Origin of the sequence: Streptomyces daghestanicus, from assembly GCF_020521275.1 — a bacterium.
Classification (GTDB): Bacteria; Actinomycetota; Actinomycetes; order Streptomycetales; family Streptomycetaceae; genus Streptomyces; species Streptomyces griseoviridis.
This window is the reverse complement of the sequence record NZ_BNDX01000008.1, coordinates 472,976-489,386: the sequence shown is the minus strand read 5'-3', so window position 1 is coordinate 489,386 and position 16,411 is coordinate 472,976. Positions and strand designations below refer to the sequence as shown.

Here is a 16,411-nt window from a genome sequence, read left to right as displayed (position 1 = left end):
ATGCCAGGAAAGGGCGGGAGGGGTGGGCCGCGTGCGGCCCACCCCTCCCCTTCCCGGTCCGGCCGGCTCAGCTCTCCGGCAGATATCCGGTCTGCACCAGCGTCCCGCTGGACCGCCGGGAGATGAACTGCCCTCGGCCCTGCGGCATCGGCGCCGCCTTGACGTTGTTGAAGACGGGGCCCTCCGAGGGGTCACCGGAAAGGACGATGCCCTGGGCGCCCAGTTCCTTGATCCGGGTGAGGACCGGCTCGAAGGAGGAGCGCGAGGCACCCGACGTGGTACGGGCCAGGACGATGCGCAGGCCCAGGTCGCGGGCGAACGGCAGGTACTCCATGAGGACCGACAGCGGGTTGCCCATCGACGTGGCGACCAGGTCGTAGTCGTCGATGAAGATGAACGCGTCGGGCTCGGTGTACCAGCTGCGGTTGCGCAGCTGGTCGGGGGTGACGTCCGGGCCGGGCATACGGCGGCTCATCGAGCCGGCCAGCGACTCCATGACCTCCTGGAGCTGCGGCCCCGAGGCGCAGTACTTGTACATGTGGCTCTCGGGCATCTGGCCGAGCAGCGCGCGCCGGAAGTCGGAGACCACGAACAGCGCCTTGTCGGGGGCGTACCGCTCCGAGACCTGCTTGGCCATGAACCGCAGCAGCGAGGACTTGCCGGACTCGCTCTCGCCGTAGACGACGAACAGCGGGTCGGTCTCGAAGTCCACGAACACCGGGGAGAGTGTGAGTTCGTCGACGCCGATGGCGACGCCCCGGCCGGCGAAGTCGCCGCCGGCGGGGAGTTCCGCGGCCGGCAGCAGGGTCGGCAGCATCCGCACCCGGGGAGCCGTGGGGCCCTGCCAGGCGCTGTTGACGCCGGTGACGAGGTTCGCCATGCCGTCGGCCAGGTCCTCCACCGCCGTCGATCCGTCGATCCGCGGCGTGGCGGCGAGGAAGTCCAGCTTGTCGGGGGAGAGACCGCGGCCGGGCTTGCCCATCGGCACGTTCTCGGCCCGCTTGCGGTCGAACTCCGACTCCATCGCGTCGCCGAGCCGCAGCTCCAGCCGGCTGAGGATCTGATCGCGCAGCGCCGGCCGCATCTCGGTGTACCGGGTCGCCGTGATGATCAGGTGGATGCCGAAACCGAGACCCCGGGTAGCGATGTCCGCGATGACCGGGTCGAGCATCTCGTAGTCGGTCTTGAACGTCCCCCAGCCGTCGATGATCAGGAAGACGTCCCCCCACTGCTGGTCGGGGTAGTGGCCCTGTGCACGGCGGTTGCGGAAGGTCGCCATCGAGTCGATGCTCTTGGAGCGGAAGAACTCCTCGCGGGCGTTGAGGATGCCGTGCACCTCGGCCACCGTACGGCGGATCTTCTCCTGGTCGAGGCGGGAGGCGGCGCCGCCCATGTGGGCCAGGCCGTCCAGCGCGAGCATGCCGCCGCCGCCGAAGTCGAGGGCGTAGAACTGCACCTCGGCCGGGGTGTGGGTGAGCGCGAACGCCGCGATCATCGTGCGGACCAGCGTCGACTTGCCGGACTGCGGACCACCGACGATCAGGGCGTGACCGGCGGACCCCGACAGGTCGGCGTACATGACGTCACGACGCTGCTCGAAGGGCTTGTCGACCAGGCCGACCGGGACGACCAGCTTGCTCTGCGCGTGGTAGCCCTCGGCGTGCAGCCCGCGCTCCGGGCTGATGCCCAGGACCGGCAGCACCTGGTCCAGGCTGAACGGCTCGTCCAGCGGCGGCAACCACACCTGGTGGGCCGGCGGGCCCTGCCCGTCCAGGCGGCTGACGATGACATCCAGCACCGTGTCGGCGAGCGCGTCGTCGATCTGGTCCCGGCGGGTCTCCGGCTCGGGGTCGGCGAGGATGCGCACCGGCACCGGCGCGGCCGTGAACAGCACCGGCGACCGGTCGATCCGGCCGCCGCCCTCGGCCACCGGCCCGTTCGGCCGGTAGGTGCCGGACACGTAAGCCGCCTTGAACTGCACCATCGTCTCGGTGCCGTACTTCAGGATGCCCGCGCCGGGGACGTTCGGCAGGTGGTAGGCGTCGGGCACACCGATCGCCGTACGCGACTCCGCCGCGGAGAAGGTCCGCAGACCGATGCGGTAGGAGAGGAAGGTGTCCAGGCCGCGCAGCTTGCCCTCTTCGAGGCGCTGAGAGGCGAGGAGCATGTGGACGCCCAGCGAACGGCCGATCCGGCCGATCTGGATGAACATCTCGATGAAGTCCGGCTTGGCGGCCAGCAGTTCGCTGAACTCGTCGATGATCAGGACCAGCGAGGGCAGCGGATCGAGCGGGGCACCGGCCGCGCGGGCCTTCTCGTAGTCGGTGATGTTGGCGTAGTTGCCGGCCTGCCGCAGCAGCTCCTGGCGGCGGGTCAGCTCACCGGTGATGGAGTCGCGCATGCGGTCCACCAGCGTCAGCTCGTCGGCCAGGTTGGTGATCACCGCGGAGACGTGCGGCATGTTGCCCATGCCGGTGAAGGTCGCGCCGCCCTTGAAGTCCGCGAGGACGAAGTTGAGCGTCTCGGAGGAGTGCGTCACCGCGAGCCCCAGCACCAGCGTGCGCAGCAGCTCGGACTTGCCCGAACCGGTCGCGCCGACGCACAGCCCGTGCGGGCCCATGCCCTCCTGCGAGGCTTCCTTGAGGTCCAGCATGACCGGCTCCCCGCTCTCCCCGAGACCGATCGGGACACGCAGCCGCTCGTGCAGCGTGCGCGGCCGCCAGGTGCGGGAGACGTCCACGCTCGCCGCGTCGCCGATCTGCATCAGGTCGGTGAAGTCCAGGTTGGCCAGCAGCGGTTCGTCCGCGTCCGCCGCACCGAGACGCAGCGGCGCCAGCTGACGGGCCAGCGACTCCGCCTGCGCCTGCAACAGCACATCCGGCGTACCGGTGAACACGCCCGTACCCGCCTCCAGTTCGAGGGCGTCGGGCACCACCCGGACCGACAGTGAACCCCGCGGCTCGTCCAGCTCGCCGGGGACCACCTCGAGGATGGTGACGCCCTGCAGGCCCTCCGCCGAGGCGAGCACCGAGTCGGCCGGCACGCCACCGCCGTCCAGGACGACGACCAAGTGGGGCTGGTCCAGGACCGGCTGGCCGTCCCGGCTCCACCGGGGCCGGCCCTCCAGCTGCTGGGCGAGCATCTCCTCCAGCTCACCGAGGTCGAAGCAGAGCAGCCGTCGCGTCCCCGCGCCGTCGGACTCCTTGTGCTGCATGTGCGGCAGCCACTTGGTCCACTCCCACTCCACCGCCGCGCCCGGCGCGGCCACGACCGCGATCACCACGTCCTCGGGGGAGTGCAGCGACGCCAGCTGGCCGAGCACGGCCCGGGTCTGGCCGTACACCGTCTCGGTGTCACCGGAGACCGTCACGTGGTAGAAGGAGCGCAGGTTGACGGCGAGCGGCAGCTCGTTCAGCGTGCCGTGCCCGGCGATGAACTGCTGCATCGCGTGCGCGGTCAGCGGCTCCAGCTCGTCCACGGGCGCGGTCTCCGGCGCCACCAGGGGCGTCGCCAGCTGCTGCGGTCCCAGACCGATGCGCACCTGGACGAAGTCCGGATCGCTGGAACGCCGTTCCCACAGCCGCGACCCCTCGGCGACCAGGGCCCACAACTGCTCGGGCGCCGGGTGCAGATAGTGCTGCGCGTCGCGCTGCTTCAGCGCGGTGCGGCGCACCTCCCGCCGCTTCTGCGCCAGGTACTTGAGGTAGTCGCGCCGGGTCTCGGCCATCTGCCCCGACGACCCCTTGCGGGCCCGCACGAGCTGGGCGATGACCATGGCGATCGTGGACGCCAGCATCAGCATGCCCATGATCTTCATGAAGCCCTGCGCGCCCGGCATGAAGAAGAACGCCGCGGACGAACCCATGCCCAGCATGGGCAGCAGGTTCATCAGCAGACTGTCGTCCTCGGTCCTGGGGAGTTCCGGTGGAGATTCGAGCTTGACCTCCTCACTCGGCACCTCCGGCGGGAACACCCGCGGCGGGCGCTTGACGATGACGACGCTCACCGATGCACCAGTCCTTCACGCGATCGCAATCTCGAACCGCCCCCGTTGTGACGGCCCCCGTATGTACGTCAACTCGCCGGTCTCTGCCGGGCCCATGAGTCGGGCGTTGATCCTACTGTTCTGCGGGCCTTCCGGGCCGGGAGGGGATGAGGGGAGAGCGGGCCGGGACGGTAGGGTGACGCACCGAATGAGGCGCGGTCAGGGAATCACCCGGGCAAACCGCGCCGGATCACCGAACACTGGACGAGGGGGAACCGTCAGGTGAGCACGGTTTCAGCAACCGGATTCTGCAGAGTCACGGTGGCGGCGCCGAACAGCCGGATCGACGTGGCACTCCCGGAGGACGTGCCGCTGTCGGACGTGTACCCGGAGGTGCTGAGGCTGTCGGGCCAGACACCCGAGGAGGCCGCGCCCACCGGGTACAACCTGGTCCGCCGGGACGGTTCCGTCCTCGACGACGGCCGGTCGCTGGCCGAGCAGCAGATAAGGGACGGTGAACTGCTGCTGCTGCGGCCGTTCGCGGACTCCCTGCCGCCGGCCGTCTTCGACGACGTCGTGGACGCCGTGGCCGCAGCCGTCGAGACCGACCGGCGCAGCTGGAACGACGGCATGATGCGCGGGGTCGGCCTCGCCGCCGGCGGGCTGCTGCTGACCATGATGGCGCTGGTCCTGTGGTTCTCCGAGCCGCTCGCCCACGACATGCACGGCCTGCCCGGTGTCATCGCCGGCGTCACCGGCGTCGTCCTCGTCGCCCTGGCCGCCGTACGGGCCCGGGTCTACGACGACCATCACGCGGCCGTCGCCCTGGGGCTGGCCTCGCTGCCGCACCTGATGGTGGGCGGCTCCGGCGTCCTGGGCGTCCCGGCGGGGGAGGGGCCCGGGCGGCTCCAGCTCCTGATCGGCCTCTCCGTCGTCCTGGTCGCCGGGGTCCTGCTCGTCCTGATGCTGCCGCAGCGCGACGCCCCGTTCATCGCCGCCGCGTTCGCCGCCGGCGTCGGCGTCCTCGCCACCTTCGGCACCATCGTCAGCGAGTCCGAGCCGCGGGAGGCCGCCGCCGTCACCGCGGTGATCATGGCCGCCGCCATCGGCTTCCTCCCCGGCTGGTCCGCCCGGTTCGCCAAGCTCCCGATCGGCTTCCGCTCACCCGACCAGATCGCCAAGCGCGGACGCGCCGACGACCAGCAGGAGCAGGAGCCCGTCGACTTCCAGCTCATCGCCGACCAGGCCCGCCGCGGCCACGAGCTGCTGCTCGGCCTCGTCGGCGGCTGCGCGGTGGCCGGCGTCGCCGCCGCCGGCGTGGTGCTCGGCTTCTCCTCCAACGGCTGGGCCCAGCTGCTCTCCCTGGCGGTCGGTCTCGCCATGCTGATGCGGGCCCGCCTCTTCCTCTACACGTCCCACGTGGTGACGCTGATGATGTCCGGCATCGTCACGGTCTGCCTGCTCGCGCTGGGCCTGGCCCTGAACCCGCCCGCCGACGTCATCAAGGAACTGCTGTACAACCACAACAGCGCCCCGCTCGACTTCCGCACCATCTGGCTCTCCGCCGCCGTCGCCTTCGGCGCCGTGCTCCTGCTGGCCATCGGCCTGATCGTGCCGCGCAAGGGCGTGACTCCGTTCTGGGGCCGCATGCTCGACCTGAGCGAGGGCGCCGTCCTGCTCTCCCTCGTCCCGCTCTGCCTGGCCGTCCTCGACCTGTACGCGGCGGCCCGGGGCATGACCAGCTGACCGGCCCCCGGTTCCGCGCGGCACCTCGGCCGCCACCCGCACGGGTGGCGGCCGATACCGTGAGCACAGGCGGGGCAGGCCCCCCGGCCGTACCCTGCTAAGCTGACCGACGGCCGTTTGTGTACGCACCCCCGGAGCCGCCCTCGGCGCCTGGAGGCCGCGCCCAGCGGACCCCCGCCTTCCGAGTCACGGAAGATCCCCCGAGAAGCAGACCGGGGGCACTCGGAGGCCCATCAAGACCAAGAGGAGCACGCGTGTCTCTCGACGCCGCAGTGAAGAAGCAGATCATCTCCGAGTTCGGTACCAAGGAGGGCGACACCGGCTCCCCCGAGGTCCAGGTCGCCCTGCTGTCCCGTCGGATCTCCGACCTGACCGAGCACCTCAAGACCCACAAGCACGACCACCACTCCCGTCGTGGTCTGCTGATCCTGGTCGGTCAGCGGCGCCGCCTGCTGCAGTACCTGGCCAAGAAGGACATCCAGCGCTTCCGCGCGCTGGTCGACCGCCTGGGCATCCGCCGCGGCGCGGCGGGCGCCAAGTAAGACGCCGTGAAGGGAGCGGTTCCCCTCTTTCGGGAGCCGCTCCCTTTGCCGTACGTGCACAGTGTCACTGCTGCTTTGTAGTGTGTTAGGCACAGGCACGAGCAGGTAACACGAGAAGGAGAGCGTCACCGCGCCGCCGCCGGTCCTCGGTAGTGGCCCCCGGGGAAGAGATACGCCGGGGGCTTCGATCGAAGACCGGCCCGCACCGGACGCTTCTCCGCACCGTCCCCCCGCCACACGGGCGCGGCGGGACGAAAAGACGACATGTAACTGAATGTAACGGAGAAGACCATAGTGGAGAACGAAACCCACTACGCCGAGGCTGTCATCGACAACGGCCCCTTCGGCACCCGCACCATCCGCTTCGAGACCGGCCGCCTCGCCAAGCAGGCCGCCGGTTCCGCCGTGGCCTACCTGGACGACGACACCATGGTGCTGTCGGCCACCACCGCCTCCAAGAACCCCAAGGACCAGCTCGACTTCTTCCCCCTCACGGTGGACGTCGAGGAGCGGATGTACGCCGCCGGCAAGATCCCCGGCAGCTTCTTCCGCCGTGAGGGCCGTCCCTCCGAGGACGCCATCCTCACCTGCCGCCTGATCGACCGCCCGCTGCGCCCGTCCTTCAAGAAGGGCCTGCGCAACGAGATCCAGGTCGTCTGCACGGTCATGGCCCTCAACCCCGACCACCTGTACGACGTCGTCGCGATCAACGCCGCGTCCGCGTCCACCCAGCTGGCCGGCCTGCCCTTCTCCGGCCCGATCGGCGGCGTCCGCGTCGCGCTGATCCGCGGCCAGTGGGTGGCGTTCCCGACGCACACCGAGCTCGAGGACGCCGTCTTCGACATGGTCGTCGCGGGCCGCACCCTGGAGGACGGCGACGTCGCGATCATGATGGTCGAGGCCGAGGCCACCGAGAAGACCATCCAGCTGGTCGAGGGCGGCGCCGAGGCCCCCACCGAGGACGTCGTCGCCGCCGGTCTCGAGGCCGCGAAGCCCTTCATCAAGGTGCTCTGCCGCGCCCAGGCCGACCTCGCCGCCAAGGCCGCCAAGCCCACCGGCGAGTTCCCGGTCTTCCTCGACTACCAGGACGACGTCCTGGAGGCGCTCACCGCCGCCGTCCGCCCCGAGCTGGCCCAGGCGCTCACCATCGCCGCCAAGCAGGAGCGCGAGGCCGAGCTGGACCGCGTCAAGGCGCTCGCCGCCGAGAAGCTCCTGCCGGAGTTCGAGGGCCGCGAGAAGGAGATCTCCGCCGCGTACCGCGCGCTGACCAAGACCCTGGTCCGCGAGCGCGTCATCAAGGAGAAGAAGCGCATCGACGGCCGCGGCGTCACGGACATCCGTACGCTCGCCGCCGAGGTCGAGGCCATCCCGCGGGTGCACGGTTCCGCGGTGTTCGAGCGCGGCGAGACCCAGATCCTGGGCGTCACCACGCTGAACATGCTCCGCATGGAGCAGCAGCTGGACACCCTCTCCCCGGTGACCCGCAAGCGCTACATGCACAACTACAACTTCCCGCCGTACTCCACCGGCGAGACCGGCCGCGTGGGCTCCCCCAAGCGCCGCGAGATCGGCCACGGCGCCCTCGCCGAGCGCGCCCTCGTGCCGGTCCTGCCGACGCGCGAGGAGTTCCCCTACGCGATCCGCCAGGTCTCCGAGGCGCTGAGCTCCAACGGCTCGACGTCCATGGGCTCGGTCTGCGCCTCCACCATGTCGCTGCTGAACGCCGGTGTGCCGCTGAAGGCCCCCGTCGCCGGTATCGCCATGGGCCTGATCTCCCAGGAGATCGAGGGCGAGACCCACTACGTCACCCTCACCGACATCCTCGGTGCGGAGGACGCCTTCGGCGACATGGACTTCAAGGTCGCCGGCACCAAGGAGTTCGTCACCGCGCTCCAGCTCGACACCAAGCTGGACGGCATCCCGGCCTCCGTCCTGGGCGCCGCCCTCAAGCAGGCCCGTGACGCCCGCCTCCACATCCTCGACGTGATGATGGAAGCGATCGACACCCCGGACGAGATGTCCCCGAACGCCCCGCGGATCATCACCGTCAAGATCCCGGTGGACAAGATCGGTGAGGTCATCGGCCCCAAGGGCAAGATGATCAACCAGATCCAGGAGGACACCGGCGCCGAGATCACCATCGAGGACGACGGCACCATCTACATCGGTGCCGCCGACGGCCCCTCCGCCGAGGCCGCCCGTACGACGATCAACAGCATCGCCAACCCGACGATGCCCGAGGTCGGCGAGCGCTACCTGGGTACGGTCGTGAAGACGACGACGTTCGGCGCCTTCGTCTCCCTCCTCCCCGGCAAGGACGGTCTGCTGCACATCTCGCAGATCCGCAAGCTCGCCGGCGGCAAGCGCGTGGAGAACGTCGAGGACGTCCTCGGCGTGGGCGCCAAGGTCCAGGTCGAGATCGCCGAGATCGACTCCCGCGGCAAGCTCTCCCTGATCCCCGTGATCGAGGGCGAAGAGGCCGCCGAGGACAAGAAGGACGACGCCGACCAGTGACGTCCCGTAGCTCGAAGGCGACGGCCCGCACCTCCTCGGAGGCGCGGGCCGTCGCCCGTACCCAAACCCTGATCAAGGGCGAGAACGGCATCGGTACGGTCCGCCGCACCACCCTCCCGGGCGGCCTGCGTATCGTCACCGAGACGCTGCCCTCGGTCCGCTCCGCCACCTTCGGCATCTGGGCGCACGTCGGCTCCCGCGACGAGACCCCGTCGCTGAACGGCGCCACGCACTACCTGGAGCACCTGCTCTTCAAGGGCACCGGCCGCAGGTCCGCCCTGGACATCTCCGCCGCGATCGACGCGGTCGGCGGCGAGATGAACGCGTTCACGGCGAAGGAGTACACGTGCTACTACGCGCGCGTGCTCGACACCGACCTGCCGCTCGCCATCGACGTCGTCTGCGACATGCTGACCGGCTCGCTGATCCGGGAGGAGGACGTCGACGTCGAGCGCGGCGCCATCCTCGAAGAGATCGCCATGACCGAGGACGACCCGGGCGACTGCGTGCACGACCTGTTCGCGCACACCATGTTCGGCGACACCGCCCTCGGCCGCCCGGTCCTCGGCACCGTCGACACGGTCAACGCCCTCACCGCCGACCGCATCCGCCGCTTCTACAAGCGGCACTACGACCCCACCCACCTGGTCGTCGCCTGCGCCGGCAACGTCGACCACAACAAGGTCGTACGGCAGGTCCGCGCCGCCTTCGAGAAGGCCGGCGCCCTGAGGAAGCCGGACGCCGTGCCGATCGCCCCGCGCGACGGCCGCCGCACCCTCCGCACCGCCGGCCGGGTCGAGCTGATCGGCCGCAAGACCGAGCAGGCCCATGTCGTCCTCGGCATGCCGGGCCTGGCCCGCACCGACGAACGCCGCTGGGCGCTCGGCGTGCTGAACACCGCCCTCGGCGGCGGCATGTCCTCCCGCCTCTTCCAGGAGGTCCGCGAGAAGCGCGGCCTGGCCTACAGCGTGTACTCGTACACCTCGGGCTTCGCCGACTGCGGCCTCTTCGGTGTCTACGCGGGCTGCCGGCCCTCCCAGGTGCACGACGTGCTGAAGATCTGCCGGGACGAACTCGACCAGGTCGCCGAGCACGGACTGCCCGACGAGGAGATCGACCGTGCCATCGGCCAGCTCCGCGGCTCCACGGTCCTCGGTCTGGAGGACACCGGCGCGCTGATGAACCGTATCGGCAAGAGCGAGCTGTGCTGGGGGGAGCAGTTGTCGGTCGACGACATGCTGGCCCGGATAGCCTCGGTCACCCCGGACGACGTCCGTGAGGTCGCCCGCGACATCCTGGGACGGCGGCCCTCGCTGTCGGTCATCGGCCCGCTGAAGGACAAGCAGGCGGCCCGGCTGCACGACGCCGTCGCCTGATCCCTGTCAGCTCTCGGTTAAGGAACTGGAAGATGAGCAAGCTGCGCGTGGCCGTCCTCGGCGCCAGGGGCCGGATCGGCTCCGAGGCGGTACGGGCGGTCGAGGCCGCCGAGGACATGGAACTGGTCGCCGCGCTCGGCCGTGGCGACAGCCTGGACACGCTGGCCGAGACCGGCGCCCAGGTCGCCGTCGAGCTGACCACGCCCGCCTCGGTCATGGACAACCTCGACTACTGCGTCGGCCACGGCATCCACGCCGTCGTCGGTACGACGGGCTGGACCGAGGAGCGCCTCGCGCGGCTCACGGGCCGGCTGGAGCGGTCCCCGGGGACGGGTGTCCTCATCGCGCCGAACTTCTCCATCGGCGCCGTGCTGACCATGAAGTTCGCGCAGATCGCCGCCCCCTACTTCGAGTCCGTCGAGGTCGTCGAGCTGCACCACCCGAACAAGGTGGACGCCCCCAGCGGCACCGCCACCCGCACCGCCCAGCTCATCGCCGAGGCCCGGCGGAAGGCAGGCGCCGCCCCGGCGCCCGACGCCACCGCCACGGCCCTGGACGGCGCCCGCGGCGCGGACGTCGACGGCGTCCCGGTGCACGCGGTCCGGCTGCGCGGGCTCCTCGCCCACCAGGAGGTCCTGCTGGGCGGCGAGGGCGAGACCCTCACCGTCCGGCACGACTCCCTGCACCACAGCAGCTTCATGCCGGGCATCCTGCTCGGCGCCCGCCGTGTGGTGACCACTCCGGGCCTCACCTTCGGCCTGGAACACTTCCTGGACCTGAGCTGAGACCGGAACCGAGCCCCTGACCCCCATGCGCGCCAAGATCACCTACGCCGTCACGGCCCTCGTCCTGGTCTTCTACTTCGTCCTGGTCGGCAGCCGCGGCGTCCTGCTCATCGAGGCCGGCAGCCCCGTCACCGTCGCCTTCGGCGTCGCGGTGCTGGTGCTGCCGGTGATCGGGGTGTGGTTCCTGTGGAAGAACACCCAGTTCGTCCGCAAGGCCAACCGGCTCGCCGCCGAGCTGGACGCCGAGGGCGCCCTCCCCGTCGACGAGCTGAAGCGCACCGCCAGCGGCCGGATCGACCGTGACTCGGCCGACGAGGTCTTCGCCCGGCGCAAGGCCGAGACCGAGGCGGCCCCCGACGACTGGCGCAGCTGGTTCCGGCTCGCCGTCGCCTACCACGACGCCCGGGACACCCCGCGCGCCCGCAAGGCGATGCAGCGGGCGATCAGGCTCCACGACGCGGGCACCGGCCCGCACACCGGGACGGCCTGACTCCCCGCTGCCCGACATGCCGGTGGCCCGGCCCCCGTCCGGACGGGGGCCGGGCCACCGGCATGTCGTCGCGCGGGCCGCTCAGCCGATCCGGTACTCCGCCGCCCACGCCTCCACGGCGTCGGAGGCCCGGTCGAACCCCTCCGGCCGGGCGAGGAAGTCCGCGTTGTGCGAGGTCAGCAGGGGCGGCAGGGCCTCGCCCGCACCCCGCCCCCGGCGCCGGAGCACCAGTGCCTGCCCCTGCACCGTCCGCGGCAGCCCGAGCCAGCGCACCGGCTGCTGCACCGTCCGCGCCTCGACGACCTGCTCCCACGGCACCGTACGGCTGACGAGGAAGCCCACCTGGCGCACGCCCCGCGCGCTCACCCACACGCCCATGCGCAACAGCCGCAGCGCGCAGGCGATGGCGACCAGGGCGACGCCGAAGACCGCTCCGGCCGAGCCCGCGGTCCCGGTCGCGGCGATGACCACCGCCGCGAACAGCACGAACGACGCCACCAGCAGCAACAGCGCGGACGCGCCGACGCGCCAGGGACCGGGGCGGTAGGGACGCTGCCAGCGGTCCCGGTCGTCGTGGGGCAGCGCGACGTCGTCGGCCGTGTCGAAAGCACGGTCGGCCGTCAGGAAGGTCAGGGGCACGGCTGGTCCTCACTCGCTCCATGCGTGGGCTGTGCCCGGTGAGGCTATCGACCTGTGTCCCCGGTCACCACCCTCGGGGCCCGGATGGAGCCGCCGCCGGCCGGGTGACGGCTCAGCGCCGGTCGGACGCCTGTGATTGCTGCGTCTGCTGCGTGGAGTGGTCGAGGGACAGCGCGGGCATCCCGATCACCAGCGACCCCACCAGCCCCGCGACTATGGTCAGCCCCAGCAGCCAGCGCCCGGCCAGCTGACCGAACGACATGCGCTCAGGGGGCGGGGGCGTGACATTGCTGCGGAACCTGTCGGCCTCGGCGACGAAGGCGAACGGGACGGGTTCACGCCGGCCAATCATGAGGACGTCTCCCTCCAGGACTCGAAGAACACCGGTCTGCGTACGAGAGGTGGGTGAGAACACCCGTCTGTACAGACGAACGGACTCCACGGAACGTGCCCTGTTTCACCGACTTCATCGCGGCACGGCCGTGAACGCCCCGTTTCGGGTCCGCCGTAGAGTGGCGTCCGCAAGACGACGAGACGGGAAGGCCCTCCACACCGTGACCGACACGCCCGAAGACGACTTCAAGATCGACCTGCGCAGCGACGTCACCGTCGAGCTGGTGAAACACACCGCCTCCGACGCCGACGTGCTCTTCGCCGCCCGGGTCTCCACGGTCGGCGAGCAGTCCCTGGCCGAGCTGGACAAGGACCCGGAGCGCTCCAAGGGCCTGATCAACTACCTCGTGCGGGACCGGCACGGCAGCCCGTTCGAGCACAACTCGATGACCTTCCTCATCAGCGCTCCGATCTTCGTCTTCCGCGAGTTCATGCGCCACCGCGTCGGCTGGTCCTACAACGAGGAGTCGGGCCGCTACCGCGAGCTCCAGCCGGTCTTCTACGTCCCCGACGCCTCCCGCAAGCTGGTCCAGGAGGGCCGTCCGGGCAAGTACCGCTTCGTCGAGGGCACCGAGGCCCAGCAGGAGCTGGTCGGCCGCGCGATGGCCGACAGCTACCGGCAGGCGTACGCGACCTACCGCGAGATGCTCGCCGCCGGTGTCGCCCGCGAGGTCGCCCGCGCGGTGCTCCCCGTCGGCCTGTACTCCTCGATGTACGCCACCTGCAACGCCCGCTCGCTGATGCACTTCCTCGGCCTGCGCACCCAGCACGAGCTGGCCAGGGTGCCGTCCTTCCCGCAGCGGGAGATCGAGATGGTCGGCGAGAAGATGGAGGCCGAGTGGCAGCGGCTCATGCCGCTGACCCACGCCGCCTTCAACGCCAACGGGCGGGTGGCGCCGTAACGCTCCGCGCACGGGTACGCATGTGCGATCAGCCGGGTGAAGTGTCCGTATTGCGGCATTTCATGAAGTTCATCTAGCCTGATCGAACGGACCCGGCACTGCTTGAACCCCCGAGCAGGCAGTGCCGGGCTCCGCCTCCGTCCCCGGGCGCCGCCTCCCCCGAGGGAAGACCCCGCTCCGAGCAACGAGTAGCGTGTAGCCCATGGCTCCGACCTCCACTCCGCAGACCCCCTTCGGGCGGGTCCTCACCGCCATGGTCACGCCCTTCACGGCGGACGGCGCACTCGACCTCGACGGCGCGCAGCGGCTCGCCGCCCACCTGGTGGACGCAGGCAACGACGGCCTGATCGTCAACGGCACCACCGGCGAGTCACCCACCACCAGCGATGCGGAGAAGGCGGACCTGCTGCGGGCCGTCGTGGAAGCGGTCGGCGACCGCGCCCACGTCGTCGCCGGGGTCGGCACCAACGACACCCACCACAGCATCGAGCTGACCCACGCCGCCGAGAAGGCCGGCGCCACGGGCCTCCTCGTCGTCACCCCCTACTACAACAAGCCCCCGCAAGAGGGGCTCTACCGGCACTTCAAGGCGGTCGCCGACGCCGCCGGCCTGCCGGTCATGCTCTACGACATCCCCGGCCGCAGCGGCGTCCCGATTAACACGGAGACCATCGTCCGCCTCGCGGAGCACCCGAGGATCGTCGCGAACAAGGACGCCAAGGGCGACCTCGGCCGCGCGAGCTGGGCCATCGCGCACTCCGGGCTCGCCTGGTATTCCGGTGACGACATGCTCAACCTCCCCCTGCTCTCGGTCGGCGCGGTCGGCTTCGTCTCGGTGGTCGGCCATGTCGTCACCCCCGAGCTGCGCTCCATGGTCGACGCCTATGTCGCGGGCGACGTGCAGAAGGCGCTGGAGATCCACCAGAAGCTGCTCCCGGTCTTCACCGGCATGTTCCGCACCCAGGGCGTCATGACCTCCAAGGCCGCCCTCGCCCTCCAGGGCCTGCCCGCGGGCCCGCTGCGCGCGCCCATGGTCGAGCTGACGTCCGAGGAAACGGAACAGCTCAAGCTCGATCTCGCCGCCGGCGGGGTACAGCTCTGACAACAGACTTCGCAAGACCCCACAACTGAACAAGCGGACCACCGGTGTCCGCGTCCCACAACAACCATCATTTCCGCACGAACGTCATGCGCGCCACGTGCCCCACCGGTACGTGGCGCGTGTGGTGAGGAGAGTCTTTTGAGTCATCCGCATCCTGAACTGGGCTCGCCCCCGCCGCTTCCCGAAGGCGGCCTGCGGGTCACACCGCTCGGCGGCCTCGGCGAGATCGGCCGCAACATGACGGTCTTCGAGTACGGCGGCCGTCTGCTGATCGTCGACTGCGGAGTGCTCTTCCCCGAGGAGGAGCAGCCCGGGATCGACCTGATCCTGCCCGACTTCTCGTCGATCCGGGACCGTCTCGACGACATCGAGGGCATCGTCCTCACCCATGGCCACGAGGACCACATCGGCGGCGTCCCCTACCTCCTGCGCGAGAAGCCGGACATCCCGCTGATCGGCTCCAAGCTGACGCTGGCCCTCATCGAGGCCAAGCTCCAGGAGCACCGCATCCGCCCCTACACCCTGCAGGTGGCGGAGGGGCACCGGGAGCGCATCGGCCCCTTCGACTGCGAGTTCGTCGCCGTCAACCACTCCATCCCCGACGCCTTGGCCGTGGCCATCCGCACCCCTGCGGGCATGGCCGTCCACACCGGCGACTTCAAGATGGACCAGCTCCCGCTGGACGGCCGGCTCACCGACCTGCACGCGTTCGCCCGGCTCAGCGAGGAGGGCATCGATCTCCTCCTGGCGGACTCCACGAACGCCGAGGTCCCGGGGTTCGTCCCGCCCGAGCGGGACATCTCGAACGTCCTGCGGACCGTCTTCGCGAACGCCCGCAAGCGGATCATCGTGGCCAGCTTCGCCAGCCACGTCCACCGCATCCAGCAGATCCTGGACGCGGCCCACGAGTACGGCCGCCGGGTCGCCTTCGTCGGCCGCTCGATGGTCCGCAACATGGGCATCGCGCGCGACCTCGGCTATCTGAAGGTCCCGCCGGGCCTGGTGGTCGACGTCAGGACCCTGGACGACCTCCCCGACCACGAGGTGGTCCTGGTCTGTACGGGCTCCCAGGGCGAGCCGATGGCCGCGCTGTCCCGCATGGCCAACCGCGACCACCAGATCCGCATCGTCCAGGGCGACACGGTCATCCTGGCCTCCTCCCTCATCCCCGGGAACGAGAACGCGGTCTACCGCGTGATCAACGGCCTGACCCGCTGGGGCGCCAACGTCGTCCACAAGGGCAACGCCAAGGTCCACGTCTCGGGCCACGCCTCGGCCGGCGAGCTGCTGTACTTCTACAACATCTGCCGCCCGAAGAACCTGATGCCGGTCCACGGAGAGTGGCGCCACCTGCGGGCCAACGCCGAGCTGGGCGCCCTGACCGGAGTCCCGCACGACCGCATCGTCATCGCCGAGGACGGTGTCGCCGTCGACCTCGTCGGCGGCAAGGCGAAGATCTCCGGCAAGGTCCAGGCGGGATACGTCTACGTCGACGGCCTGTCCGTCGGCGCGGTCGGCGAGCCGGCGCTCAAGGACCGTCGCATCCTCGGCGACGAGGGCATCATCTCGGTCTTCGTCGTCATGGACTCGTCCACCGGCAAGATCACCGGGGGCCCGCACGTCCAGGCCCGCGGTTCGGGCATCGACGACTCGGCCTTCGCGGACGTGCTGCCCAAGGTCGTCGAGGTGCTGGAGCGCTCCGCCCAGGACGGCGTGGTCGAACCGCATCAGCTCCAGCAGCTGATCCGCCGCACCCTCGGCAAGTGGGTCTCGGACACCTATCGGCGCCGCCCGATGATCCTCCCGGTCGTCGTGGAGGTCTGACGGACCGTCGGACGACCGTCCGCGCCAACCAGGAGCGGGGCGCCTCGATTTGCATCGAGGCGCCCCGCTCCAGTACGTTTACGACTCCGCTCAGGCGGGCACCCGACCCACTC

General features: G+C 70.5%; 12 protein-coding genes. 9 read left to right on the top strand and 3 right to left on the bottom strand.

Features of this window, described 5'->3' with window-relative positions; all coding sequences use genetic code 11:
- Window positions 1–67: 67 nt before the first annotated feature.
- Window positions 68–4,006 carry a type VII secretion protein EccCa gene (gene eccCa, locus Sdagh_RS11590; protein WP_190078434.1) on the bottom strand — a complete coding sequence of 1,313 codons (3,939 nt, stop codon included), beginning with the start codon at window positions 4,004–4,006 and terminating at the stop codon, window positions 68–70.
- 261 nt (window positions 4,007–4,267) lie between these two features.
- Here eccCa and eccD point away from each other — a divergent pair, with 261 nt between their 5' ends.
- From eccD to Sdagh_RS11560, 6 genes are all read left to right on the top strand, one after another.
- Window positions 4,268–5,731: a type VII secretion integral membrane protein EccD gene (gene eccD / locus Sdagh_RS11585; RefSeq protein WP_264201188.1), complete on the top strand. Its 1,464-nt coding sequence runs from the start codon at window positions 4,268–4,270 to the stop codon at window positions 5,729–5,731.
- Between the two features lie 254 nt (window positions 5,732–5,985).
- A complete protein-coding gene (rpsO, locus tag Sdagh_RS11580; protein WP_004924725.1) occupies window positions 5,986–6,273 on the top strand; it encodes a 30S ribosomal protein S15 in 288 nt (95 codons plus the stop codon).
- A 294-nt stretch (window positions 6,274–6,567) separates the two neighbouring features.
- Complete coding sequence (locus tag Sdagh_RS11575; protein WP_189424269.1) at window positions 6,568–8,787, top strand: polyribonucleotide nucleotidyltransferase; 2,220 nt, start codon at window positions 6,568–6,570, stop codon at window positions 8,785–8,787.
- A complete protein-coding gene (locus tag Sdagh_RS11570; RefSeq protein ID WP_189424271.1) occupies window positions 8,784–10,163 on the top strand; it encodes a M16 family metallopeptidase in 1,380 nt (459 codons plus the stop codon). The genes Sdagh_RS11575 and Sdagh_RS11570 overlap by 4 nt, the downstream gene beginning before the upstream one ends.
- A gap of 32 nt (window positions 10,164–10,195) precedes the next feature.
- Window positions 10,196–10,948: a 4-hydroxy-tetrahydrodipicolinate reductase gene (dapB, locus tag Sdagh_RS11565; RefSeq protein WP_190012173.1), complete on the top strand. Its 753-nt coding sequence runs from the start codon at window positions 10,196–10,198 to the stop codon at window positions 10,946–10,948.
- 25 nt (window positions 10,949–10,973) lie between these two features.
- Entirely contained in the window at window positions 10,974–11,438 is a 465-nt protein-coding gene (locus Sdagh_RS11560; protein ID WP_189424275.1) for a tetratricopeptide repeat protein, read from the top strand.
- Window positions 11,439–11,519: 81 nt separating this feature from the next.
- On the opposite strand, the gene Sdagh_RS11555 is transcribed toward Sdagh_RS11560, so the two are convergent.
- Complete coding sequence (locus Sdagh_RS11555) at window positions 11,520–12,077, bottom strand: SCO5741 family PH domain-containing membrane protein (protein ID WP_190078435.1); 558 nt, start codon at window positions 12,075–12,077, stop codon at window positions 11,520–11,522.
- A 112-nt stretch (window positions 12,078–12,189) separates the two neighbouring features.
- On the bottom strand, window positions 12,190–12,429 hold the full coding sequence (locus Sdagh_RS11550; protein WP_189424280.1) for a hypothetical protein: 240 nt from the start codon (window positions 12,427–12,429) through the stop codon (window positions 12,190–12,192).
- Between the two features lie 202 nt (window positions 12,430–12,631).
- Here Sdagh_RS11550 and thyX point away from each other — a divergent pair, with 202 nt between their 5' ends.
- The 3 genes from thyX (at window position 12,632) to Sdagh_RS11535 (ending at window position 16,298) form a co-directional block, all read left to right on the top strand.
- The gene (gene thyX / locus Sdagh_RS11545; protein WP_189424282.1) at window positions 12,632–13,372 is read left to right on the top strand and encodes an FAD-dependent thymidylate synthase; all 741 of its coding nucleotides are present in this window, start codon (window positions 12,632–12,634) and stop codon (window positions 13,370–13,372) included.
- Between the two features lie 202 nt (window positions 13,373–13,574).
- Entirely contained in the window at window positions 13,575–14,474 is a 900-nt protein-coding gene (gene dapA / locus Sdagh_RS11540; RefSeq protein WP_189424284.1) for a 4-hydroxy-tetrahydrodipicolinate synthase, read from the top strand.
- Window positions 14,475–14,612: 138 nt separating this feature from the next.
- A complete protein-coding gene (locus Sdagh_RS11535; RefSeq protein ID WP_190012176.1) occupies window positions 14,613–16,298 on the top strand; it encodes a ribonuclease J in 1,686 nt (561 codons plus the stop codon).
- Window positions 16,299–16,411: the final 113 nt, after the last annotated feature.

Excerpts from the sequence above, each read along its gene's own strand:
- dapB (WP_190012173.1), top strand. The coding sequence starts at position 10,196 with ATGAGCAAGCTGCGCGTGGCCGTCCTCGGCGCCAGGGGCCGGATCGGC.
- Sdagh_RS11560 (WP_189424275.1), top strand. The coding sequence starts at position 10,974 with ATGCGCGCCAAGATCACCTACGCCGTCACGGCCCTCGTCCTGGTCTTC.
- Sdagh_RS11550 (WP_189424280.1), bottom strand. The coding sequence starts at position 12,429 with ATGATTGGCCGGCGTGAACCCGTCCCGTTCGCCTTCGTCGCCGAGGCC.
- dapA (WP_189424284.1), top strand. The coding sequence starts at position 13,575 with ATGGCTCCGACCTCCACTCCGCAGACCCCCTTCGGGCGGGTCCTCACC.